This is a genomic window from Clostridium sulfidigenes, from assembly GCF_052067195.1.
GTDB classification, from domain to species: domain Bacteria; phylum Bacillota; class Clostridia; order Clostridiales; family Clostridiaceae; genus Clostridium_J; species Clostridium_J sulfidigenes.
This window is the reverse complement of record NZ_JBQHQR010000015.1, coordinates 88617-114861: the sequence shown is the minus strand read 5'-3', so window position 1 is coordinate 114861 and position 26245 is coordinate 88617. Positions and strand designations below refer to the sequence as shown.

The following is a 26245-nucleotide window of genomic DNA, read 5'->3' as shown; positions in this document are numbered from 1 at the left end:
TCCACTGATAATTATTAATTAGGGATAAGACTTGCAAGTCCTTATACCCAGTATTTTATCAGTGGAGTTTCTTTTTTTCAAAGTTCATTTAGCTTTATAACAGGAATGCTAGTTAACTAGTTTTATAGTTTTATAGTTAAATATATCCCTAGTTAACTATAAAAATAGCTTTCTATAAACCTATTTCCCTATGTAAATATTTATATAGAGAAATAGTCATATTTACCTTTTACTTTATTATAATATTTTATTATCAGCTATGCACTACTATCACTATGATTTCATCCTAATGAAAGTTAGATTTTTAAATTATTTTTTATTACAGAAGTGGTATAGTTAAAATAATTTTTATAAGGTTAACAATATTGCTTTCATATAGTGCTAATACCAAAAGGATTATAGTACAATAAGTAGCACACTTAATATTAACAATTACATATAAAACTTAATGCCTTATTTAATTTATCGGATAAATCTTGTGGAATAGCATGTCCTATACCTTTATTTACATAGAATTCATAGGGAAGATCAACTTCTTCAAATACTTTAATCATTTCTTCTTGCTCTTCCAATGGCATTATAATTTCTCCTTCCATAAATATGCCCCTAACCCCTCTTTCAGCTGCAAGCTTAACATTCACCTTGGTAAATGATTCTGTAAAATCTGGACCTATTGCAATAAACCCTTTTATAGGAATCGCATTAGCAAATGTAATGTCTAAGGCTGTTATTGCTCCCCCTGAGAATCCTCCAATTATTACCCACTCCTCATCAATGGGATATTCTTCTAATATTAAATTATAACATTCTTTGATATCATTTCTTGAAATAAGTGGATTCATTGTCCAACTGAAACCATTATGACGATATAATTGTGAAGATTGAACATATACAACAATAAAACCTTTCTTTAAAAATTCATCAGGCTTCCAGTATTCACTAAATTCACCTATGTTTCCAGGATCACCATGTAATGCAATAAATAATGGATACTTCTTTCCTTCAATGTAATTAATCGGTAGATGGACAGCATATTTAAATCTAGCCTTTTCTCTAGCCTTTGTTAATAATGAATCATTTTTATTCTTAAGATCAACATACCTGATATCTGCTTTTAAATGAACTTCATCAAAAATATCCTTATCACATGCCCATCCTTCATTAAGAAGATATGATATCACATTAATAGACTCTTCATACATTTCCTCATGAGAATAAAATTCAGCTTTTAAAATCATTATTTCAAATAAATACTTATCAAATTCCTGTTTAGGAAGATATTCTGATGCATATTCTAATAAATTTAAGGCTTCTCTGTATTTTTTCTGGTTATAAAGAGTTGTAATTTCACCTTCGAATTCCCAATACTTGTTATATTTCATACTTAATTCTCCTTTGATCAATATCTAAATATTTTTCGCAGTATAATATTTCTCATACTATATATTCCATATATAGTAACTTTTAAACTTTATTCTATTATATCACATCACATATTTTCTGAATGTCTGTAGATTGTTTTTCCATATCCATAAACAAATATGCATACAAAGAAAGCACTAAGATTTTATTACCTTAGTGCCTTTAAAAAAGTTTTTGTATCCAGTATTTAATTTATTGATTTAATAGGGCGTGCTTCAATATATCCTCTGTACCCCATTGGTGCAAGCTGAAATCTTGGTGCAGTTTCTGGTGCCCACTGATATCCGTAAACAGTAGGGTCAAATTTTTCAATATGATTCCACACTTCATAGATTGCATCCATAAAATCATCATCATTATAGGATTCACCTTGAAAAATCATTAATTTGCAAGGTGGCAATTCTATAAGTTCATACCCATTAGGAATATCATTTGTGTAGTCAATGGGAACTTCTACACCTTGCACATATTGTGATGTTCCTTCTTTAATAAGATGTTTTGGAAGCCACATTCCAATTGGCTCATATATGGCTTCTTTTACACTTGTAAGTACTGACCATACATCACACCCTACCTCCTCACAATATTCAAAATAACCCGTTGCTTTTCTCCCTCGCCTTAACAAAACTTTTCGTGAAGGACGCTGAATAACCTGTACAAATATAGATTTGGTGTTATTGTTATCACTCATCTTTTTTCCTCCTTTATGAAATGCTCGGTAGGTATCGAAAACTTTCTGAGGCATAAATAGTTTTATTGGTGGTGTACATTGACTATATTTTCTTGGCGGCATCCCAAATTCCTTTGAAAATGCTCTTGTAAAGCCCTCGTGTGAGTCAAAGACAAAATCCATCGCTACATCTATAATCTTTTCATTACTATCACGTAGTATTAACGCAGCTTTAGTGAGCCTTAATGCACGAATATAGTCAAATGGTGCCTTACCAGTAACTTCTTTGAAAAGTTTTGCAGCATGCCATGGTGAATATCCTGCCACAACAGCTAGTTCTTTTAACGTAATCTTTCTTAAAATATTAACTTCAATGTACTCTTGCATACGTTGTACCGCCATAATAGTTTCAGCCTCACTCATTCTTCCACCTCCAATATCTAAAGTATATATCATAAAAAATTCTATTTCTTGACCTTCATTGCGAATAAAAAAGAGCATTTTTCTTCTCTTAATCACTCTACTAATATACCACTTATTAATAAACCTTATATTTCTAATAATACTTTTTCTAAAATTTCATAATGCCAATAATATAAATCCTCGGGTTTTATTGAAAAAGCTTTTTCTTTATCAACAATTATTTTTCCATCATTAATAGTTACAAAACTAAAAAAAGGTTCTCCTGATAAAAAGGATAAACTGGCATTTTCACTCCATTCCTCAACTGTTACAAAATCATTTTCAAATAGCAGTTTAAGTAAATCATAAAAGCTTTTTTGCATAACTCTAAGCTTAAAATGTGGACACTCTTTTTCAACAATATATAAATCTATTTCTTCCCATAACTTTTCAATAACACTTTGCCTATTAATTAAACTTTCTAATGATAAATCTCCTGTACTCATTACTTCAAGAATTCTTCTTTCCCATTGTGTTGGTGTCCAAGAAAGAGTTCTACTAAAATTAATAATCCATTTTTCATGTGGAATGTATTCACCATTTACTATAAATAGAGCTTCTACTAACTTAGTAACAGCATTATTCATCATGTAATGACCTTGCACTGTATCTCCCCTATGAATCCATATATCACCTGCTAATCTAAAATACCACCAACAATCAAAAAGTAATCCTTCAGCTTGTAATGGTTCTGGTTTATTTATAAGTTTATCTCTTACAAATTTTTTTATTTCTCCATTAGGATCATATAAAATTTTTGAGTAAGATAAATCCCATAAAGCAATACTATCCCACGATTTCTGTTTTTCTTCCTCCAAATTTAATATCTTTATATCGTAAAGATATTTTTGAGCCATTGTAATCCCAATTGGTATAGGTGATTTTCCATTATTCCATAGTTCATAATTCTCTTTATCTAAATAAATAACTATGTCAATTTCAGATAGATAATCTACATAACCTCGAGACATCCCTCCATTTAAGGTTATTCCAATTACTCCTTCTAAAGATTTAAGCTTTTTTATACTATTTTTTAATTCTAACATAAAATCATTAATTTTATTTTCACTTTTTAAGTTCACATATGGTCTTTTCATAATAATATCTCCTTCTTAAATCAATTTTTTCATATAAAATATAAATGTAACAGTATAATTTAAATAAAATAAAAAGCCGTAGATTTTACTCTACGACTTCTATCATAAAAAGATAGTTCAATTGCCTAGAGAGTAAAATAAAATCATATACTAATAAAATGGTTCACCAAATAAACTGTCACATCAAACAGTTTTACCACTCTATTTTAATAAATGATTCTATCTTACTTCTCCGTGCCAAATTATACTTTTTGATTACATAGTACTAATTTGACCGAATGGCACTCCACCTTTCAAAATTACACTGTTACATATGAAAATTATACACCTAATTGAAATATTTGTAAACATTATATGTTAGTTTTGGAAATCATACTCATGATATACTATTTAGCCATATATTCAGCTTTTTAAATGAAATATAATACCAAATATGTGGTTCCTATATCCTTCCAAAAATATCCCTGTTTTATTGTCCCTTCCTCTACAAAATTGTTTCTTAATCATTTAAATCATATTTTCATAAGCATTTCATACTGACTAACACTATATTCAAACCCTAATTGGAGTAAAAAGTTTTTAGTAGATTCAGATTGATCATCTACGTTAAGAACGCTGATTTTATGTGATTCTGTATTTTTTATCATATCTGTAATTATACTTCTTGCAATTCCTTTACCCCTATAATCCTTATTCACTGCTATTTGTGGAATATCTCCTGTTTTCTTATCAATAATGCCATAGCCAACAATTTTGTTATCAAAACGCACAATAGAATATTGAAATTCTTCTGGTATAGCACTTATAGAATCAATAGAATTCTGCCAAGATGGCTCAAAATCCCAAAATCCTGTTAATTGTCTTAAGTTAATTTTGTCAACATGTTCAACCATATAGGTTGTTATTGGATTATATTTATTTTTATCTAGATGAAAACATTGGAACTCTCTTTGAATCTCGAAGCCTTGTTTTTTATATAGTTCAACCGCAGATGTATTAGATTTAATTACTTCAAGCAAATATTGCTCTACTTGCTTTTCTTTAAGCTCTTTTTTGATATTTAAAAGCATATTGCTTGTGATACCTTGTCTTCTATATTCAACTGTAACGCCTGTCCCAAGATCATATACTGTTGATTTTCCATTCCAATTTCTAAATCCATTTAAAACGAATCCTACTAACATTTCACTTTTAAATGCACCTATGGACATTTCGGAGACATAACCCCTTCTTTGAAGCATTTGCTTAAACTTCCAGATAGGTAAATCCATCTTAACCTGATAATCAGAAAATGCATCTGAAAACGTTTTATGAAGTGTTTCAATACTTGTTTTATCTAATATTTTATAACTAAACATTTATTATCTTCTCCTTTATATTATCATTTAATTTGGTCATAAGTTTGTCAATATTCTTGAAAAATATTTCTTTAAAGATATGCTTAATATTTATATTATATATATTATTTTAGTATATAACATTAACATTTGCTAATTACATAAAAAGCCAATACTTAATAACACTAAGAATTGGCTTTTTACCTTTTAATTATTTTTTCTTAACAGGAATCCAAATTTCACTGTAATAATTTTCATCCTGATTACCCTTTGGATAATCAGCTATATTTGTATACATTTCAATGTTATAACCAGCTGCAATTTCATAATCCTTACAGTTAGGTAGCCATTCTGAGAAGATTTTTTGGTTTACATCTTGCAATGATTTTGGCATTGCACCCTTGCAGGCAAAAACAGCCCAAGTGTGTTTAGGAATAATCTTTGTAATAAAACCATCTGGAGTTACTGTGGATGGAATATAATTATCGGCAATCAAATATTCAAATTCATCTGAACCCATACTCTCATCAATGCATACCCCGTACATTCCACACACAACTTTACCCTTTCCTGTTTGATAATGCTCTGTCCAAAACTGTGGAATTTCTCTAGTTGCACTATCATATTTAAATACCTTTGATACTCCCATAACCGTAAATGAATCTTTTTCAACAATTTTGTAATCCATAATATAACCGCCTTCCAATGAAAATTTGATTTTTAAGGTCCCAAAAGATTTAATCATTGCTCCGTCTTTTCGAACTGCAGTAGGTGTGACACCATGGAAACGAGTGAAGGCTTTTGTGAAACTATCTGGTGAGTTATAGCCATATTTCACTGCAATATCAATAATTTTCTCATCAGTAGATACAAGCTCACTGCCGGCAAGAGTAAGCCTACGTTGTCTAATATACTCTCCAACCGTAAAACCACAAAGCATTGCAAATCCTTTTTGGAAATAAAAAGGTGACACCAAAGCCTGTGTTGCAATTTCCTCTATTGTAAGTTCTTCGGTGATATTTTCCTCGATGTAACTAATAGCTTCACCAATACATTCAATCCATCCCATACTCATCACTCCTGTCTACATTTATATCATATTGCTTTTCAAGCAGTTATTCCCGACTTTTTTTGTTATGTTTTGTCTGGAAGATTAATTTTTAAAGCTTGGCCAACACCATTACGCCGTAGATAGATTATGTTAAATTGGTTAGATAAAGGGAATATATATTATGCAAATATTTTTTATCTCTAAATAATTCATAACTTGAACCAGATAAAACAAATCCAAGATTTTCAACAAGACGAATTGACCTTTTATTGTCAATATAAATGCATGCACTTATCTCTTTTATATTCATATTCCTTATGGCGAATGTGATAATTTCTTTAATCGCTTCTTGCATATACCCATTTCCCCAAAATTCTTCTTTAAGATCATAACCAATTTCCACTTTATACTCTGTTTTATTCCAACAATGAAACCCACATGTACCCATTTTAATCCCATCTGATTTTCTTATTATAATCCAACGGTTCTGTAATCGTGGTTCCTGCTGTGTATAAAAGTTAATAATTTCATCTGCACCTTCAACATCAGTTAATGGCTCAGCATCAAATAGGTATCTATTAACTACATCATCTGAAAATTCGCTAAATATAAAATCTTTGTCATCACTGGATATGTTTTTAAGAAATAATCTATCTGTTTCTATATTGTTAAATAACATAATTTCCTCCTATTATATAAAAATTTTTCTAAAAATCTTTCAAAGGTGGATATTTTAAGTTTTGTAATTCCGAATCAGAAAAAACATTTCCACCCCATACTCTTTCTTTTACCTACTCTTCTAACCTTTTTGTTGTCATCTATAAATCTCCATTGCAGCTTATCTGCTACAATAAATGTATCCATATGTTCATAAACTATCCACATAATCCTTCGCTTCTTTTAATCCCATTCCAGTAGTATCTTTCAATTTTTTTATTGCTTTAATTTTTCTATTTGCCTCAACAAGTTTTATTAATTCAGCTTTCAACTCATCACTTATTTCCTCTAAAGCTGTTTCAGATACTCCAAAATTCTCAATAATTCTATTTAATTTTGAATCTATCCGATCTTGATTGCGTTGAAAAGTATTAATATTTATAATCAAAATAATAAATAGCATAGTTATTAAACCCATGTATACAGATTCCATATTTCAAACCTCCATTACTAGTTAGTTCACATAAATTTACTATTATGTAGCACTATTCATAAACATAATACCATTATTTACTATAACTGTACATATTTTAAGAATTAATGACACAACTTAATCCATAATATTCTTACTGATTTTTAATACTTATTAAAAATTAAGAGAATCCTTTTTGCATTTAGGATTCTCTTAAAATATTTATAATTTATATTAAATCTGACCATTACTAAATATTTAGTAATGAATTTGAAATTTCCTCAAATCTTTCATCAGGTATACCAAGTTTTTTCTTAAATTTTTCATCTTCTAATCTTTCAATGATTACCTTGTTAGGAGATATTTCTTTAATAATACTTTTTAGTTTTTGTATGGATTCTTCATCATCGTTATAGCCCTTTAGAATAGTTACTTCTAATATAAATTTACCTTTATATTGCTCTCTAAAAGCTTTCATATTTGAAATATGACTCTCAAAAGTATATCCTTCAATCGGCCTTTGGATTTTTTGGAAATCTTCATTTGAAGCAACCTTTATCTCACCAATAACTTCCTCGCACATATTTGCAATCTCTTTAAATTCTGGCCAGTTTAGAATATAACCGTTTGATAATAGCTTCACTGGCACCCCTTTACCTTTAATAATATTAATTATATCAATAATATTTTCATTCACTAAAGCTTCTCCTTTTGAATTAATAAAAACTAATTCTGCTTTAGTATTTTCTATCATGCTTTCAAGTTCTTTTAATGAACTATTCATTTCATCAAAGGACTTCTGGGTATCTACCTTATTTTGAGCTCTTCCAATAGGACAAAATATGCAATCAAAGTTACAATGTTTTTCTGGAAGTATGTTCACTTCCAATACTCTTTTTCCATCTTCGCTATAAATATCTTTATAACTGAAACCACTCATTAACTTATCCTCCTCAAATTAAAGTATTGTTACTTCTTTATTGTTAATATCAAGAATTGAGACCTTACATGTTCCTCCTAAATTATCTTGTACTGCTTTCTCTAAATCTTTTAAAGCATTTTCGAACTCTTCTGTTCTTTTTTCATCAATTAATTCAATGCACAAAAAAGCATTTCTTGTATTTTCAGTAAGCATGGTTCTTACTGACTCACGCCAATTCCAACACCTACAAATTGCTCCCTCATTATCTTTATATACTATTTCACCTTCATATGGTGGTTCACTTTTATCCGTTCCTAATACCACAAAATTTTCATTTCCAACAGCCTTAGTTAATCTTATATCCCCAACAAATGTATCTATATCCTCACCACCACAAGGAAGTGCATATCTTAATGAAACAGAGTTATAAATATCAACAAGTGGATTAATAGTCCCTAATTGATTTCCATTATGCACTCTCTTTAGTAACGCCTCAATAGATGATCTTGCACCCTTCTTTGTTTTAAACTTTTTAAATGCCTCTCTCCATACTTTTATAACTTCGTTACTGCTAAATTCTGCATTCTGCAAATACTTTAAGGCTTCCTTCTCTGAATTTAAAATCATTTTTTTATATGCTTCTTTATCTTTTATAGTATTATCTATACCATAACAAACAATTACTCCGATTTTTACACTTGGAAATAGGCTCCAAAATTCATTTTCAATGACAAACTTTTTCATTAGAAATCCTCCTTTAATTAGTAGTAGTTAGATTAGTATAATAATATCTCATGACTTATTCAAAATAAATAAAAATAAAAAAGCCATAAGTGATATTATTAAAATATCTCCCAGGCTTTTATCCTTCCGTGTACACAATTAACTGTGCGTTTTCTCTCGGACCTGCCAGTTATAAACTGCGGAACCCTAGAAAACTTAAATATTAAACTATTTTGTAATTTATAATTTACAAATTTACTTTAGCACAGCAGTCTATTTAAGTCAATTTATTTTTTATTTGAAAAATTTCACTGTGGATAATAATCTTTCCATACCATTGAAAACTGAATACCATCAACCAATGTTATAAATACATTTCCTACCACAAAAGCCCTAGAGTGTGCATAATTACACTCTAGGGCTTGAAACCATTGATATGATTTTAATAAACTCCATTTATCTAATTAAAAAAACAGCTCTCCTACTTTATAGCCCTCAGGCAGTTCTTCTTCACATAAAAATTTGAAGTTATCATCCTTCAGTATTGGTAGAAATACTTCGTATGGTATCCTTGAAAACTCACAGCCATAGCTACTAGCTCCGAACCATTTACCTTCTTTGCTACTCAAGTTTAAATTTCTCGCAAATTTTGTATGATTTGAGCAATCATGAACTGCTAAATCCCAGTTTTCCTCTTCAGCTATTTTCATGAATTTAAGAGTTAATTCTCTGCTCCAAGTTGGAGAAATATAGCCATGTCTAGAAATATACATGTTTTCGCCTTCATAATTGTGTATGTTATTCTCATTTAAATGTAGCTCTGCACAATTTATAAAATCCAGATTTGTGTCTAAAATTGCTTCTTTTTTCTCAAAAAATCCTTGGAAAAACTCAGGAGTCATTGGAGTTTCAATACCTACATTTTTAATATATTTTTTAGCAAGTCCAATATTTTTTATAACTTTATCTGCACAATTAGTTGCCCCTAGGTTGAATCTTATCTCGTCAAGGCCAGCTTCTGCTAATGCCTTCAAAGTTTCTTCCGTAGCTAAAGTACCATTGGTGTATAAATGTTGATGAACCCCTGCCTCACTAAACTTTTTTATAACAGGATAGTACTTTTCAATTTCCATAAAAGGCTCTAAATAAACATAGCATACCCCAGTAGGTTTCTTATGGATGGAAAGAAGTAAATCTATATCCTTCTCATAAAACTTTGTACCTCCGATTTCCCACATACCTTCACCTATAGGAGGCTGATCCTCTAATTCTCCATAGTTATAGCAGAACTTACACTCTATATTACATTTGTTTGTTTTTCTAATTGCACTTAAGCCAGTTCCCATAAGACAAGAACGGCATCCCATTGCAAACTTTCTTTCATTTCCCACGAAATAAGTTCTATTCCCAAGAGTTTTTAAGTCTTTAATTTCTGACATTAACATATTATTCCTATGATCAATTGACTCCTCTATTTGTGCAAAGGTAGCGTATATGATTTCCTGTTGTTTTGTCATAAGCTCCTCATCCTCTGGTAGCATGGCAAAAAACTCAAACCACATCAACGCATCTTCTTTTGAAATTTTCATTATGTATCCTCCTCTAATTTATCTTCTTAAAGATTCAATCTTAATTCTCCTTGTTATACTTTTTCACGTATTCTTCTTCAAAAGTCATACTCATTCGCTTTATTATATCACTTTCATTGTTTCCTTACTATGTCTTTGGAAACTTATAACTTTTTGCACTTAAAAAGAACCCTGATTTCTCAAGGCTCTAAATGTGTTTCCTTTTAAACAAACTCTTTTGAATATCTTTATTTTCATCATATTAGTTTTCTACATACCACTTACTTTGAGAACTATACAGTTCTTGATACTTTCCTTTTACACTAATTAATTCTTTGTGAGTTCCTATTTGAACAACTTTACCTTGATCCATTACAACTACCCTATCTGCCATTTTAGTTAGAGATAAGCGATGGGTAACAATAAAAGATGTTTTTCCTTTTGATAACTCAATAAATTTCATATATAATTTAGATTCTTCTACTGGATCAATGGCAGCTGTAGGCTCATCAAGAAGAATCATATTATGTTTTTTATAAAATCCTCTTGCAATGGCTACTCTTTGCCAAAGTCCTCCTGAAAGATCCACCCCATCAAAATCTCGTGAAAGCATTGTATTCATACCCTGTGGAAATACCTTGGAATTCACATTTAAATCAGCTTCTTTTAATGAGTTCTGAGCACATTGGTTTATCAAAGTTGTTGATGTATCACTTATAATGATATTATCCTGCAGTGTCATCTTGTAGCGTTGGTAGTCCTGGAATACACTAGAAATATTACTCATCAAGGTTTTAGGATCTAATCCTCTGGTATCTTCACCGTTAAAATATACACTACCTTTATTAGGTAAATAAATCCCAGAAATTAGCTTTACTAATGTACTTTTTCCAGCACCATTTTCTCCTACAATAGCTATGACTTCCTCACTATGAAATTTTATAGATACCTTTGAAATAACATCTTTCTTACTCCCTGGATAACTAAAGGAAACATCCTTAAGCTCAATGGCTGGAGCTTTTTCATAGTTAATTTGCTTTCCTACTGATTCTTTTATATTCATAAATTTAAGATAGTTATCCACAGTCCCAATCTGCTTCATTGAGTTTCCTATTATATAGCAAATCATCTGTTCTAACATATTCATAATCATTGCTGTTGAAGCTAAAACAGCACCAAAGTTTCCTACTGAAATGGAACCGTCAAGAAGATACCTAACAAGCAATAGCAGGGTAATTACATGTCCCAATACCACGGGAATTTTAAATAACAACTCAATCCTTATTGATTTAACTTGAGTCTTCATTGTAACATTATTTAGAGTTTGTAATCTGTTCTTATATCTCTTAATAAAGAAATTGTATGCTCCAAGTAATCTTGTTTCCTTAAATTTTTCTTTGCCAATGATGCATTCCCCATAATGCTCACATTCTCTACGCAAGGGTGCAGCCTTATCTTCCAGTCTAGCATATAATTTACTTTTAAACATTTGAGAAAACATAATTGGAATGGAAAATAAAAAAATGATTATAATTAAGTTTGGTTTTAAGCTATAAAGGTATACACCGATAATTAAAAAATAAGGGATATAGATTAGTGTAGCATCCACAATTCCTGTTATAAGTGATACACTATTTTTTACACCTTTCTGTGCCTTATTAATACCATCCAAAAAAGAAGTTTCCTCAAAACTAGCTGTTTGCTGCATGGCACATTTATCATTAAACATCTTTTCAAGTTTTCCTATCACCTTACGTTCATAGTCTAAACAAAAAACTGTACTTAGTCCATTTAATACTGGGTTTGCCAAAATACAAAGGATAAGTAATATAAGAGAACTCAATACTCCACTTAATACTGTTTTTCCAGCAACATATTGACCAACAAGGCTAAAAAAGTTGTCAAGGGCCAAGGTGTTAAGAGCAAGTGTTAAACCCAATAGTAAGTCAATGACACAAATAAATAGAAAATACATTGGACAGGCACCAATTACCTTTCGAAATGCTTGAACAATTATACTGCAGTCAGATTTTCTATTAGTTTTCATTCTCATACCACCTCCTCTGACTATTGAACATTTCAGCATAAGAACCATTGATTTTCATCAGTTCATCAAAATTACCTTGTTCACTTACAGTTCCCTCTTCAATTACATAAATAACATCTGCAAGTTTCGTTGAAGCTAATCGATGGCTAATGAGAAGTGTGGTCTTCCCATGATTAATTTTTTCAAAGTTCTCATAAAGTTGACTCTCTTTCACTGGATCTAGTGCTGCCGTTGGTTCATCTAAAATTCTTAAGGAAGCATTACTTACTAGTGTTCTTGCAATGGCAACTCGCTGCCATTGTCCACCTGATAAATCAATACTCTCTTTAACAATTCTACCAATAGAGCTATCTATACCTCTAGGTAATTCTTGTAGTAACTCCTTTAATCCACTTTCTTCAATTGCTTCTTCAAGGCGTTGAGTGCTATAACTGTTTACATCTCCTAATGCTATATTATCCTTCAATGAAATCTCATATTTAGCAAAGTCCTGATATACTATAGCAAACATGGATTTTAATTCTTGTTGGCTGTACGTCTTAATTGAAATGCCATTGATAAGAATATCTCCTTCAAATTCCTCATACAATCCCGTTAGTAGTTTAGTGATTGTTGTCTTTCCGGAACCATTAGCACCAACAAGAGCATAATGCATTCCTCTTTCAATGATAAGGTTAAGGTTTTTCAATACATCACGTTTAGTTCCTGGATATCTAAATGTTACATTCCTAAATTCTATTCGATACAATGTAGTTGGATTCTCTGATGGAACGCACAAGTACTCATTCTTATACTTTAATGACAATAGCTTCGTAAAATCTTCCAAATACTCTTTTGATTCAGCTATAGCTTCAGTATACTCTGGTAATTGCCAAGCCAAATCTGGAATTAATGACAGAATACTATTAACAATTGAAATAAAGAGTCCTATAGACAATAAACCTGTTTTTAATGGAAATACAAGAATTAAAATAATAACTGCTATCAGTAAGGAGGTTAAAGTTCCACCAATTTCAGACTCCTTTAACCATTTTAAACTGGCTTTAAACTTAATATTTCTTGCAATTTCGTATTGCTTATGCCACCAATCATTAACCTTCTTTGAGAAGTTAAAAAGAGTTCTTTCTTTAGCAGCATTTCTTCCAGTTAGAATTTCTGATAGGTACCCCGCTTTTCTTATATGTTTTTCACACTCTCTATTTGCTTCATAATTTTCTTTACCACCCCTTATAGCAATACGAAATGTTGGTATTGCTATTAATGCAATTGCTAATGCAGCCCAGGCAACGTTAAAGAGAAGAACGCTCATAATCCCTATGATTTTTAGTATTAAACTAAATGCTCCCAATGCTTGTCCATAAGACTTAACACATTGGGTCTCAGGTTGTCTAGAAACTCTAGATATTAAATCTAAGCTTGAGTCATCCTCAAGATATTCATATTTTAGTGATGCAATCCTACCTATTAAAGAAACAGAAAAATTCTCCATTAAACTATTTTCAAGCTTCCTATTAAGATACTCCATCAATAAAGGCGAAAAACTCAAATACACTGTACATAAAATAATTGCCAATACTGACATTTTGATATGAGTTCCACCCAAGCCTTCTGTGAAAAATAATATTGAAGAATTGATGAAATATGAAGTGGCTAAAAGTGAAAGTGTTGGAACTATACCACTAAAAAAACTAACAACCGCAATTGAAATAGTATAAAAGGGGCAGTAATGAACTGGAATTCGAATGATATCAAGGATTCCAAGTTTCTTTTTCGAGAACAAATTATATTTTGACATTTAATCCCCCCTAGTATTATATATTTAGACCAAATTTTATCAACTATTACTATATTATATAATATAAGGTAGTCTTTTACAATAAAATTCAATGTTCGTTTTGGGATTGTTTTTATAGGTTTGTTAGCACTACTTACTAAGTTTGCATATTTATATACCCCATAAAAAACTCCTCTCAGACCTTAGTCCAAGAGGAGTTTAAACATAAATAAATTACATAATATCCCATTCTATTCTCTAATCCAAGAAAAAACATATTCCATATGGTCAGGCAATTCTAATTCTGGTTCACATTCTGTATCAAAATAACCTTTGAGCCCCTTTTCTTTAACTGAAAAATCAAAGTGGGCTGCAGCAATTCCCATATCTACCCTTTGAATATCATATGGAAAACTGTCACTATATCCCGGCTGTTTATATTCATAAAAGTGGCATGCATTGTCCTTTACTAGAATTCTCCAAGGCTGCTTATTTGATGCTGACGGGCCTAAGCGAACCATTTCCAAAGGAACCTCTAAATCTCCTGCTTTTTCTTTTGTAAGAGGTGTCTGAAAATCATTTATATAAAACAATTGATTCCATTCTTTACGCTGATCTGCTTTTATCATTTTTCTCATTACGATTTCTTTCATATGCTTCTTCGTAGCAGCATAACCATAGGGAGTTATGATTGGAAATATTTCATCTTCTTCTATATTCATAGCCTTTGCAAATCCTTTACGATTAAAAGTTCCCCCTAACCAACAGGTCCCAAGTTCAAGATGAGCTAAATAAAGAATAACTGCTTCTAGTTCATATCCTAGGGCTTCTAATGCCATTGGTTCTAATTTAATAGCTGTTCCAATATATTGCATTGCCCCCTTAATAACACCGTAAGTTCCAAGCTTATCTTCATCCTTCATTTCCCAATTGTCAAGATAATGAAAGTTAACTTTTTTCCCAAAAGGATTATCCAATGAATTAACAAAGGATTCAATTGCCTTTCTTTTATCTAGTTCAACCTCTTGTTCTTTATAATTTCTTACGCTGTATCGTTTTTTTACTGATTCTTCTATTGAAAAATTAATATTCATTGATGTTTCTCCCTTCTATAATAAATATCTTCTGATTTTACTCAACTATAATATAAATAAATATTTTTTTGTTCTTAAGTAAGAAGATTAATACCCTGAGTTAATAACCTAAGTTTAAAGTGAATCCAGTACCCTTATAATAAATCCTTCTGCTTCTTTAAAATCTCTTTGATTGGGATGCCCTTGTGATAATCTGCCCATAATATTAAAAAGCTTTTTGTTGGTAAAATCCTTTGCTATAAAGCTACCCTTACAGGCAAAGCTACCCTTGTTTATTGCTCCTTTTGACTCTAAAATTTTAATTAACCTACTATTATAGAACTTCATCCCAACTCCACTGGTTGAAAATACAAAAACATTTTTACCTGCTAAATTCAACTTATCAACCAACTTAAAAAGCTTTGGTGAGAAACTCTCCTTGTATACTCCAGAACCAAATCCAATCAAATCATAACTTTCTATGTCTAAATCACTAACATCTCTTATATTAATTAACTCCGAATCCATTTTGTCAGCCAATATCTGTGCAATTACTTCAGTGTTTTTTTTATAATCAGAACAATATATTATCAGCGATTTCATAAATCATACCCCCACTTAATTTCCTTTTAATAAAATTATACCTGAAGTATTTATAAAATATGTTAATATTCTTAAGAAAGCTCACATTAAACTATCATAGTTAAGGGACATACATCAAACTTTATTGCTCAATTAACTTCTTCATTTTCCGCACCATCCTAAATTATATAAAGAGCAAATGCAATACTCAAAATAGTCTCCTACATTTTTAATTCTGCTTCAATCCTTATGCTATCCTCTAAATCATAGAGATATTCACATAGTGGACTTGATTTTAATGGCTCAATACCTTTCCATCCATTTTTCAAAGCAATTTGATAATATCTTTTAGCTTCTTCCCTCTTATTGATTTTAAAGTAAGCACATGCTGCGTTATAAAATTGCCATACAAACCCATGGTTATTTTCAAATGCTCTAGTATAAAATTCAGCTGAAAGCTTGTAATTTACATTTTTCTTGAGATAATAGTTACCATTTATTAAATAATTATCGTATAAATCATACCACCCAAAATATACTTTAATATTCTTTTTTTGCTCAAATCCAACTTTTTCAGCTAATTTATAGGATGGAATATTATTATCCCAACAGTGCCAACCTACATTTTTTATATTGTTATTTTTACAATGATTTAAAGCAGCAATAACCACTTGTGTGCAATATCCTTTTTTTCTATAATCCTCTTCTGTTTCTACTCCTAGTTCACATCTATCTTCAACTACACAGTCAGCTATACATCTGCTTACAACACCACCATCAACTATATATACATACCCAAATCCCTTTTCTAAAAAATTATCAATGGAAGACCAGTTTTCAATTATACTTTCTCTTACATCATCAATTTCTTTCAAATTACTATCTAGCAACATTTCTCTATCTATTTTTTTTACCTTTTCCGATACTTCCACATTATTAAATTTATCTATTTCTAGTTCTAGATATCTTCTATCATCTTCCATTGGATATAATGAATGAAATATATCTTTAAATGATTTTTCCCATTCCTTTGAAGAATAAAAAACTATATAATCTACCTTACTTTTTTCTAATGCTTTTTTAAAAATATCATCTTTCAATACATTATTTAACTCACAATTAAAGTCATCATCTTTTGCATTTCCTGCGAAATACATACCTTCGGGACTTATTATTAATGCTGTTGTTGGATTGTCCACATTGTTAACAAAAATCCTGCCTGGATTGATTTTATTTATAACACTGAAAATTGATAAATTATATTCTAAATCTATAAATAAATCTGTAACCTTATTAAAATCAGCTCTATTAAGTTCTACTACCATACTACATACATCCCCTCTTACTTTTCCTACTTTTAAATATTTCATATTGCCTTTTTTCTTTACTTAACCTTTTTATCTCACCTAACTGCTTCATATAACTTTCAAATCTTTCTTGACTTATGATACCATCTTCTATAGCTTGTTTTATTGCACAGCCTGGTTCTTTATCATGGTTGCAATCCTTAAACTTACAATTTTCTGCTAAACTAGCTACATCCTTAAAACTTTCTTCAACTCCATTTTCGTCACCCCAAAGCTGAAGCTCTCTAAGCCCCGGAGTATCAATTATCATTGCACCAGAATCATGATAAAATAGTTCCTTACTAGTTGTTGTATGTCTACCTTTTCCATTAGCTGAACTAACAGAGCCTGTTTTCTGCTTTTCTTCTCCAAGCAAATAATTAATAATAGTTGATTTTCCTACCCCTGAAGAACCAAAGAATACTACTGTTTTACCATATGATAAGTATTCCTTAAAAACCTCCATGCCTATATTACTTATAGCACTAATGCAGTAAATAGGTATTCCTATTGCAATATCATTTACTTTTGTTTTATATTCATCAATGTTATTACATGCATCTGCTTTATTTAGAATGATTACTGGATTTACTCCACTGTTATATGCTAATGTAATATATCTTTCTATTCTTGTGATATTAAAATTTCCATCAAGCCCACTTACAATGAAAGCTGTATCTATATTTGAAGCTACAACCTGCTCCTCAATGTGCCCTCCTACTATTATTCCATTTCTAATCTTTCTTCCACCAGATATAGGCTGTTTTCTTGCAAAACAATTCTTTCTAGGTAAAACACCTTGAATTATTCCTTGGGTGCTACCTTCTATTAACTGAACAGCTACCCAATCACCAATTGCTGGCAAGTCTTTACTGTATGCTACATTGTATCTAAATTTACCTGCTAGCTTTGCAGCTATTATACCTTTTTCATAATGTAGTAAATAGTTATTTTTCTGCTGTGAAACTATTCTTCCAGCAATAAGACCTTTATTAAAATACACTCTAAATTCTTCTTCAAAATAACTATTCCAACCTAATTTTTCTAAATTCATAAAATCTTCCTTTCATCACAATAACTTATATCACTAAGCCTAATTCGTAAATTATTGCAATATCACGGCTTTATTGAACCTTCATTTATTTTAATTCCATAATATAAAACATTATTATAAGGGTTAGAACAAATTAGTTTAATCCGTCTTCTAAAAAAGGATACAAAAATCCCGCAAAGAGAATAGACCTCCTGCGGGATAATAAATTTATAGGCATAAAAAAAACACGATAACCTGCATCGCGTTAACAACCAAAATTATTTAGGCCGAACGGTTATACTCATAACATTAGCAAAAGGCAACACAAATAAATGTCATTTTTATCCATTTTTCAAAACCTTTTGCTCTATATTTAATTAGTTCAAAACCACCTCAAATATTGCTGTCATAATAACACTCCCTTCGACTTCATATTAAATTAAGCTATAGTAAAATATTAATTCATTATTTTTCCAATGTCAATACAATTTTTATATAAAGGTAATATTTGGTAATTTTTTCAATCTAACAGTAAACTGTGATTTATGCCGATGACAAGGGGCTAATTGGGTATAAAGTTACTTATTCATAAATATGTTGTACTTAATACAAATGTATAATACTTCTCATTGATCTTGGGAATCAATATATTTATAGTCAATTTCAACAAATGATAGCAGATAAAAAAATATTCATTCCTTTATCAGTAAAGTCAACCCTTATGATAGTGCATGATTTATGTCCTAGTTATTGATATAGGTCCAATTCGATGTTTTTTATGTAAAAAAAGTCGAGCATGAAAAAAGCAGCTTTGATATTATGTAGATATGGAAGGGGCGAAGATAATGTTAAAAGATTTAAATAACGTAATTGATTATATTGAAGATCATTTAACTGATGACCTATCTCTTGAAATAATTTCTATTTATGCTGGTGTTTCTGATTATCATTTTAGGAAAATATTCTTTTATCTTTCAGAGATGACGCTTAGTGAATATATTAAAAACCGAAAATTATCTGAAGCTAGTATGAATTTATTACATGGAGAAAAAGTTACTGATGTTGCTTTAAAATACGGTTATCAATCAATAGATGGTTTTACTCGAGCCTTTAAAAGATGGTGTGGTTTTTTACCTTCAGAAGTTATGAAAAATGGTATCAGTAAAACTTTTCCTAAACTTTCATTTGTTATAACAGTTAAAGGAGGAATTAATATGGATTTTAGAATTGAAGACAAACCCGCATTTAATTTAGTAGGTGTAAGCAAAAGAATCCCAATGCAATTTGAAGGTGTTAATAATGAAATTGTGAAGCTTGCACAAAGCATCACTGACGAACAAAGGAAAGAAATGCATTCTCTTCAAAACATTGAGCCCTATGAAATAGTCAATGCTTCTTATGAGGCTGACGCTAATTTCTTAAAAGAAGAAGGAGATTTAACTCACTTGATAGGTGTTTTAACAACTACAAATCAAGTGAGTGATCAATTAGAAAAAGTGCCTGTAGATGCATATACTTGGGCAATCTTCCCAAACGAAGGTCCATTTCCATCGACTCTACAAAATACAATGGCAAAAGCATACTCTGAATGGCTTCTATCATCCGATTATGAAGTAATTAATGCCCCTACATTTTCTTTTACTAAAATGGATAGAGACAAAAAAGATTATGCTTATAGTGAAGTTTGGATTCCTGTTCGGAAGAGATAAAAACTAAAAATTTAAACTGACCAGATCAAGCAAAGTTGTAACACTGGTTCGAGTTTATAGAATTGGTATCATTTAGTGGTTTTTGAAACTTACGTTTGTGGAAAATTATCTTACTTTTGATTTGGATGGCGAAGATAAAAAAAGAAGATATAAACCAAATAAAAATTTAATCAAACCATCTATGATACCAATTGGTTTAAATGGAATATTAGTTAAAACCATTCCTATTATAGCTATGATGGAACAAGTTGCCCCAAGTAAAAGCATTGCCTTACCATGCACATAGTAAAATATAAAAAAATGCAGTCCAGTAGATAACAATGTACCGATCCATATCATACGCCAATTTTGAGATGGGAAAAACGGACCAGCGATTAAAAACATCAAAATAAACAATGATATAATACCGATGTTAGCCACTTTATTTTGAAAAGGAGTACTAGAGCCTTGCGATAATTTTAACTTAATTTTTTCATTAATAAAAACGATATAAAAACTTATTCCATAGCCTATCATAAAAATAATTGGATTTAATAAATACTTTCCACCAAATAAAGTAGAAACCGTTATAACAATACCAATTAATATTAGCCAAACTCCACAGATTCTTTTTTCATTAAATTCTAATTGTCTATTAATCATATTTACACCCTTTCATAATTGTATTATAAAAAACTTACTTTCTTATTAATTTAATATGATATCTCTGATAATAGTTTCATATAGTGGCTTCATTTCCTCAATACACTTTTTCACATACCCATAAGCCTTTTTATGAATGATGAGGACAATTCTGCCCAGCATTATTTATCCACATATCTATACTCCTCCATATAATAATTTTAGCTACATATATTGTACCATTTTTTTCAATAATCTAAATGTTATATTTACATTATCATTTAAATATATCCAAAATTTCTTTTTCACCCATAATAATAGAATGTTTAATATCAAAGCAAACATAACCTTCCAGTTTATATTATGACCTCTGAGGTCGTGTGAATACCTAGGAGAAAAACAAAGCCATGCTATCTATAGTTCTTTTATTATTTATAGTTTTACTTAAAGTATAAAAAGCACATATTCACACATACTAAAATACATAAGGACGGCTCTTTTCATAAATTTGAGCTTTAAATTATCATTTTATAAATTTAAGAATTATTGTGATAAGGAAGGTGAATAATAATGGATTTTTATAAAGTAATTGAAAACAGAACAAGTAATAAGACCTACAAGTCAACTCCTATACCAACAGAAAAATTAGATAAAATTATCAATGCTGCTTTAATGGCACCTTCATGGAAAAATAAAACTTGTTATCGATTTATTTTTATCAATGAACAAAATTTAAGAGAGCAAATCTCCAATACAATTATAAACAAAACTGACAAAACATCAAATGCACTTAAACAAGCGCCAATCATTGCTGTTGTAGTGGCAGACCCATCGGAAAGTGGTGATGTTGATAATAAATCATATTTTATGTTGGATTGCGGTATTGCTATGGAACATCTGGTATTGGCAGCAACAAATGAAGGGTATGGAACTTGCTGGATAGGTTCTTTTGAGGAAGAAGCAGTGCGTAAGATTTTAAATATCCCTGAAAAATTCAAAGTAGTTGCGATGACTCCAATTGGTGAAACCAATGAAGATGATGAACATTATCCACCAAAAGATATCTCACAACATATTTATTACAACAGTTGGAATAATACAAACAAGCAATAACACATTCTTATCTTTCATATAAATAGTTTGTGCAACCTCTATTACAAGTTCTGCATCAATAGGGTTGCACAAATTTTAATGGTCAAATATATCTACTTTAAACAGGTTCAGATCTTCATCAATAAATTCTACACATGACCTCATTATATAGTATTCCTGTGAATCAAGCACATTTTCCAAACTTAAAGAATACTATAATGTTATAGTTCTATGAAAGGAAGAGAAATATGTATCCTAATGAATATATCCCTTATACTGATGAAATTGATTATGAATCAAGATTTAATTATTTAAGATCTGAATATGCTAATAGTTTTATTGAATTGAAGGATTATGGACCAGAACCCTTTGTAGTAAATATTGATGAAGCTACTAAGCAAAATGATACTTTTCGTACTGCTTTATGGACTGGAACTCATTTGCAACTTACCTTGATGAGTATTCCTGTTGGAGGAGAAATAGGTTTAGAGAGTCACCCTAACCTTGATCAATTCATACGTATTGAAGATGGTGAAGGACTTGTTAAAATGGGCGACAGAAGAGATAACTTAGATTTTCAAAAAGAGGTCTATGATGATTTTGCCTTCATCATACCAGCTGGTAAATGGCATAATCTAATCAATACAGGTAATACACCAATTAAATTGTACTCTATTTATGCTCCTCCTCAGCATCCACGTGATACAGTTCATATAACTAAAGCTGATTCAGACGCTGCTGAAGAGTAAAGCAACGATTCCCATATGACTTATTGTGGTGAGATAGTTAATTCTTATATTGAAGATTAAATCTAATATTAGAGCATCTGCAATTTATTTAAAGTGATATTCATAATAAAAGAGTCGGGTAATCGACTCTTTTATTATGCCTATTTCAATGAGAGAAGTTGAATAATTGGCGAACAGAATTAAAGATGACCTTTTTGACGTTATTAACTCTATATCTATTTAATTTGTAACTACTTTAAGTCTCATTGAATAATATGAATAGATAGATATTTGGGGGAGTTGTAATTTTATAAATGAATACTCTAAGTACATCCAGAGAAATTGATCTGTGTAGAGAGGCCTACATTAGCGAAGAATATGTAACTGTATTCATTAAATATACAGGAGATTTTAATAGCCTGATTAAAGAAATAGACTATGTATGTGCCTTTAACGTATCTGAGGGTGCCTACATTGCTTCTGTGAGAACTGCTAATTATATTGACTTTATAAATAGATTTAACAATATATTTAACATAGATATTAGTTTCCCTTACACCTTATCAGCTATAGAGCCAGTAGAAGCTGCTAATATAACCCAATTTCACGGAGAAACCTTTTTAAATCTTACAGGGAAAGGTACAATAGCTGCAATTATAGATACGGGTATAGATTATTTAAATCCTCAATTTCAAAATCCTGATGGAACTACAAGAATTATAGGTATATGGGATCAAACTATTGAAAGTAATAACAATGATGACCCTGTAGCATTTTTTGGCACTGTTTATAGCCAGGATGAAATTAATAGAGCTATTCAAGTATCAAATCAAGGTGGGAATCCTTATGATATAGTTCCTTCAAGAGATGAGTTAGGGCATGGTACAAATGTAGCAGGTTTAGTTGGTGCAAGAGGATTAAATAATGTTATAGGCAGTGCTCCTGAATGTGAATTTTTAATTGTAAAACTTAAAGAATTTAAAACTAGTAATCTTAGATTAGTGGGAATCAATGATAGAAGAAGCACACCGATTTTTGAAGGTATTGATATTTATATTGCAATGAGGTTCGTAATAAATTACAATCCATCACCTTCGACAAAACCTATGAGTATTCTGATCTCTGCAGGAACAAATTGGGGTGGACATGAAGGTATTACCTCCATAGAAGAAGATATTAACTTCTTTTCAACAAGAAAGGGACTTATCTTCGTAACTAATACTGGTAATCAAGGAGCTAGCTTAACACATGGTTATGGTAGATTTCTAAAAAGTAATACAATTCAAATTTTAGAAATCATTGTAGGTTCTAATGAAAATAATTTAGTTCTCATGCTCTGGGTTCAAAGACCTGATGTAATATCTATTGAATTAATTTCTCCTAGTGGTGAGATTGCAAAACCTATACAATCTAGCCTTGTGTCTAGTAAGTTTGAGCAAGTTAATTTAATTCTTGAAAATAGTATAATTAACATCGCTTTTTTAAACCCTGAATTTGCTAGTGGAAATGAATCTATATATATAACTATTAAAAATCCCAAAGCTGGTCTTTGGCAATTAAGACTTAAAGGAGATTATATAGTTAATGGAGTATATAATCTGTGGCTACCTCAAAGGCCACTTATACAATTAACTACCAGAGTAATAAATCCTAACCCATACATTACACTTCAAGCACCAGCTAATGCCCGAAAATCTATAACTACCTCTTTCTACAATCAAAATAATAATACTATAGCTGTAGAATCCGGTCGAGGATTTACTGCAGATAATAGAGTAAAACCTAACTTAACTACAGGGGGAGTTATGGCTTTAACTACAGGACTGAATAATGAAAATACCTTACTTTCTGGCGGCTCTGTAGCTGGTGCTGTACTGTGTGGTGCCACGCTTCTTCTGCTAGAATGGGGAATCGTCCTGGGAAATGACCCAAACATATATGGCCCTACAGCTATTTCTTATTTCACAAGGGGTACTAGTAAAAGGTCTGGTGATATATATCCTAATCCACAATGGGGATATGGCATATTAAATCTTCAAGGCTCTTTCGAAAACCTTAGATCATCTCCATTAATTAGACCTTATGATGCACTCAATACTCAAAATGAAAATAACCTGCCATCTGATTTTTATATAAGAACGCCTAAAGAATTATATGTAAGAATAGATGATTCTATAGACATTATAGAGTAAGTGGTGAAACCACTGGATCTTAAAAAGCTAAAAAGACCGCTAACTAAGAATATTAAATTACTCAGTTAGCGGTCAAACCTTAATATCTATTCAATTACAACTTCTATCTCAGTCCACTCAATCAAACTATATTAAATTAATTTCCTACAGGAATAGCTGGCTCAACATTAGTAGGTTTATTAATTAAAATAACACCTTGAAAATAATCTGTTGTAACTCCTTTATTACTATAAAATACTTCTTTTTCAACCATTGCACTATCATAATAAGTAAACACTGTAGGTGTAAGCTCTTTTGAAAATGTACTTTTTCTATTATTTAAATCTATAAATATATCTTTGCCTTCATATTTAGAACCATTAAGTATTTCTCTCAATTCATAGCTTATACTAAAATATTGAGTAGGTGAATATGATTGAAATTGAAAAATTGTTCCGTCTCCATATATAGTATTAATACTATATAACTTATCCTTTAATTTTTCGTCTTCAGCCAAATAAGCCGCTAAAAATTTAACACCATTAATCTCCTTTTGATAAGCATGTTGAACTCCATAATGCATATAGCATTTATCCATTTTAAAATATTCATCTAACTTCTTAAAGTTTTCATAAATATACTTATCTCTAGTTTCATACCACTCCTTATCAGAGTATACACTTGCAGCAGTTGTAAAATTAAAGTCTTGTGAATTTTTAATATTATTTAATATAAAGGAAATACTAAACAGATTCTCACCTAATGCTTCCTTATAGCTTTTATTGTTTTCATTTATTATATCACTTATTTCTTTTACTGCACTTAATATGTTTTTTATATTTTCTTCTCCACCCCATCCATGAACATCACTTATAATACACTCTGTAATTTGTTTCTTGAAAATATTTAAGGCAGTAATTTGCTCTTTGCCTAATTCAGGATTATCTTCTATAAGTAAATCAATATACATTCCAGTGGCTTCTGAATTTTCAATGGAGTCTACTCCCTTTATTATTATCTTTTTATCTTGTGGAAGACCTTTATTTTTTGCATGAAGCTTTTTTAGATACTCTATATATGAAACATTATTAAATTTAGATTGCCATATATTTGAGAAATTCTTTAATAATTCCTCATCTCCTGTTTGAATATATTTATTAATAATTTCGCCTTCTGCATATCCCATTTCTAATAATAAATATCTACAATCCCAATTATCAATCAAATAACTAGCAAATTTATACTGAACATCTGCGTTTTCATTAGCTCCATGAACCTCATTTGTAAATACAACCTTCTTATCTTTTATATCTTCCTTTAGAAAGTTTAAATCAGAATAATCCTCATAATTCTGTAAATTTAATTCATCAGCATTCTTTTGCACATATTGTTTTTCACTGATAGGCCTTATATAAATAATAGTTCCCCCTAATAAACCCATTATAATAATTAGTAATACAATGACTTTTTTCACTTTGCTCATAATTTAATCCCCCCAAAAACATCTGTTGGTGTAATTTCTTTTACACTTCTTTGATTTGCTATATTAGTTGCAAAGGCCTCTTGATTATTACTTGACCAAGTAACACTTGGCTTTCAATAAATATATAGAAATTATACCATATATTTCATTAAGCTATGTATTTTGTGGAAAATAAAAGAGACTAGAATTTAATCTAATCTCTTAA

21 protein-coding genes, 1 pseudogene and 1 riboswitch are annotated in these 26245 nt (G+C 30.4%); of the genes and pseudogenes, 4 read left to right on the top strand and 18 right to left on the bottom strand.

What is annotated here, in order from left to right:
* Positions 1 to 425: 425 nt before the first annotated feature.
* The 16 genes from ACTNBA_RS15865 to rsgA all read right to left on the bottom strand — a co-directional run bounded on the left by ACTNBA_RS15865 (position 426) and on the right by rsgA (position 18257).
* The gene (locus ACTNBA_RS15865; protein ID WP_441075251.1) at positions 426 to 1382 is read right to left on the bottom strand and encodes an alpha/beta hydrolase; all 957 of its coding nucleotides are present in this window, start codon (positions 1380 to 1382) and stop codon (positions 426 to 428) included.
* Between the two features lie 227 nt (positions 1383 to 1609).
* Positions 1610 to 2515: a helix-turn-helix domain-containing protein gene (locus tag ACTNBA_RS15860; RefSeq protein ID WP_441075254.1), complete on the bottom strand. Its 906-nt coding sequence runs from the start codon at positions 2513 to 2515 to the stop codon at positions 1610 to 1612.
* A 125-nt stretch (positions 2516 to 2640) separates the two neighbouring features.
* Positions 2641 to 3651, bottom strand: a complete 1011-nt coding sequence (locus ACTNBA_RS15855; protein ID WP_441075249.1) for a DUF4037 domain-containing protein — start codon at positions 3649 to 3651, stop codon at positions 2641 to 2643.
* 512 nt (positions 3652 to 4163) lie between these two features.
* Positions 4164 to 5009, bottom strand: coding sequence for a GNAT family N-acetyltransferase (locus tag ACTNBA_RS15850; protein WP_441075248.1), 846 nt, complete (start codon positions 5007 to 5009; stop codon positions 4164 to 4166).
* A gap of 190 nt (positions 5010 to 5199) precedes the next feature.
* A complete protein-coding gene (locus tag ACTNBA_RS15845; RefSeq protein ID WP_035130314.1) occupies positions 5200 to 6057 on the bottom strand; it encodes an AraC family transcriptional regulator in 858 nt (285 codons plus the stop codon).
* Positions 6058 to 6184: 127 nt separating this feature from the next.
* Positions 6185 to 6718, bottom strand: a complete 534-nt coding sequence (locus ACTNBA_RS15840) for a GNAT family N-acetyltransferase (protein WP_441075245.1) — start codon at positions 6716 to 6718, stop codon at positions 6185 to 6187.
* 189 nt (positions 6719 to 6907) lie between these two features.
* A complete protein-coding gene (locus tag ACTNBA_RS15835) occupies positions 6908 to 7189 on the bottom strand; it encodes a ribosomal protein L7/L12 (protein WP_441075243.1) in 282 nt (93 codons plus the stop codon).
* A 229-nt stretch (positions 7190 to 7418) separates the two neighbouring features.
* Positions 7419 to 8108 carry a radical SAM protein gene (locus tag ACTNBA_RS15830; protein ID WP_441075242.1) on the bottom strand — a complete coding sequence of 230 codons (690 nt, stop codon included), beginning with the start codon at positions 8106 to 8108 and terminating at the stop codon, positions 7419 to 7421.
* Positions 8109 to 8126: 18 nt separating this feature from the next.
* Positions 8127 to 8834 carry a B3/B4 domain-containing protein gene (locus ACTNBA_RS15825; protein ID WP_441075240.1) on the bottom strand — a complete coding sequence of 236 codons (708 nt, stop codon included), beginning with the start codon at positions 8832 to 8834 and terminating at the stop codon, positions 8127 to 8129.
* Positions 8835 to 8939: 105 nt separating this feature from the next.
* A riboswitch (guanidine-I (ykkC/yxkD leader) is annotated at positions 8940 to 9035 on the bottom strand.
* Positions 9036 to 9277: 242 nt separating this feature from the next.
* Complete coding sequence (locus ACTNBA_RS15820) at positions 9278 to 10402, bottom strand: radical SAM protein (RefSeq protein WP_441075238.1); 1125 nt, start codon at positions 10400 to 10402, stop codon at positions 9278 to 9280.
* Positions 10403 to 10643: 241 nt separating this feature from the next.
* Positions 10644 to 12428 (bottom strand): ABC transporter ATP-binding protein, encoded by a 1785-nt coding sequence (locus tag ACTNBA_RS15815; RefSeq protein WP_441075236.1) that lies wholly within the window; start codon positions 12426 to 12428, stop codon positions 10644 to 10646.
* Positions 12418 to 14223, bottom strand: coding sequence for an ABC transporter ATP-binding protein (locus ACTNBA_RS15810; RefSeq protein WP_441075234.1), 1806 nt, complete (start codon positions 14221 to 14223; stop codon positions 12418 to 12420). Before ACTNBA_RS15810 ends, ACTNBA_RS15815 begins: the two co-directional genes overlap by 11 nt.
* A gap of 230 nt (positions 14224 to 14453) precedes the next feature.
* The gene (locus ACTNBA_RS15805) at positions 14454 to 15296 is read right to left on the bottom strand and encodes a nitroreductase family protein (protein WP_441075232.1); all 843 of its coding nucleotides are present in this window, start codon (positions 15294 to 15296) and stop codon (positions 14454 to 14456) included.
* 114 nt (positions 15297 to 15410) lie between these two features.
* The gene (locus tag ACTNBA_RS15800) at positions 15411 to 15878 is read right to left on the bottom strand and encodes a flavodoxin domain-containing protein (RefSeq protein ID WP_035130335.1); all 468 of its coding nucleotides are present in this window, start codon (positions 15876 to 15878) and stop codon (positions 15411 to 15413) included.
* Between the two features lie 200 nt (positions 15879 to 16078).
* A complete protein-coding gene (locus ACTNBA_RS15795) occupies positions 16079 to 17227 on the bottom strand; it encodes a GNAT family N-acetyltransferase (protein ID WP_441075230.1) in 1149 nt (382 codons plus the stop codon).
* Entirely contained in the window at positions 17184 to 18257 is a 1074-nt protein-coding gene (gene rsgA / locus ACTNBA_RS15790) for a ribosome small subunit-dependent GTPase A (RefSeq protein WP_441075228.1), read from the bottom strand. Before rsgA ends, ACTNBA_RS15795 begins: the two co-directional genes overlap by 44 nt.
* A gap of 824 nt (positions 18258 to 19081) precedes the next feature.
* Between rsgA and ACTNBA_RS15785 the strand changes: the two genes are divergently transcribed.
* A complete protein-coding gene (locus tag ACTNBA_RS15785; protein WP_441075226.1) occupies positions 19082 to 19945 on the top strand; it encodes an AraC family transcriptional regulator in 864 nt (287 codons plus the stop codon).
* Between the two features lie 105 nt (positions 19946 to 20050).
* Here the strand turns inward: ACTNBA_RS15785 and ACTNBA_RS15780 are convergent, their stop codons facing one another.
* Positions 20051 to 20587 (bottom strand): DUF6609 family protein, encoded by a 537-nt coding sequence (locus tag ACTNBA_RS15780; protein ID WP_441075225.1) that lies wholly within the window; start codon positions 20585 to 20587, stop codon positions 20051 to 20053.
* 549 nt (positions 20588 to 21136) lie between these two features.
* On the opposite strand from ACTNBA_RS15780, the gene ACTNBA_RS15775 reads away from it, so the two are divergent.
* From ACTNBA_RS15775 to ACTNBA_RS15765, 3 genes and pseudogenes are all read left to right on the top strand, one after another.
* A complete protein-coding gene (locus ACTNBA_RS15775) occupies positions 21137 to 21679 on the top strand; it encodes a nitroreductase family protein (RefSeq protein WP_441075224.1) in 543 nt (180 codons plus the stop codon).
* A gap of 236 nt (positions 21680 to 21915) precedes the next feature.
* Positions 21916 to 22407, top strand: a pseudogene (locus ACTNBA_RS15770) (cupin domain-containing protein); the annotation flags it as partial.
* Between the two features lie 293 nt (positions 22408 to 22700).
* On the top strand, positions 22701 to 24578 hold the full coding sequence (locus ACTNBA_RS15765) for a S8 family peptidase (RefSeq protein WP_441075223.1): 1878 nt from the start codon (positions 22701 to 22703) through the stop codon (positions 24576 to 24578).
* A 136-nt stretch (positions 24579 to 24714) separates the two neighbouring features.
* Here the strand turns inward: ACTNBA_RS15765 and ACTNBA_RS15760 are convergent, their stop codons facing one another.
* Positions 24715 to 26040, bottom strand: coding sequence for an erythromycin esterase family protein (locus ACTNBA_RS15760; RefSeq protein ID WP_441075221.1), 1326 nt, complete (start codon positions 26038 to 26040; stop codon positions 24715 to 24717).
* Positions 26041 to 26245: the final 205 nt, after the last annotated feature.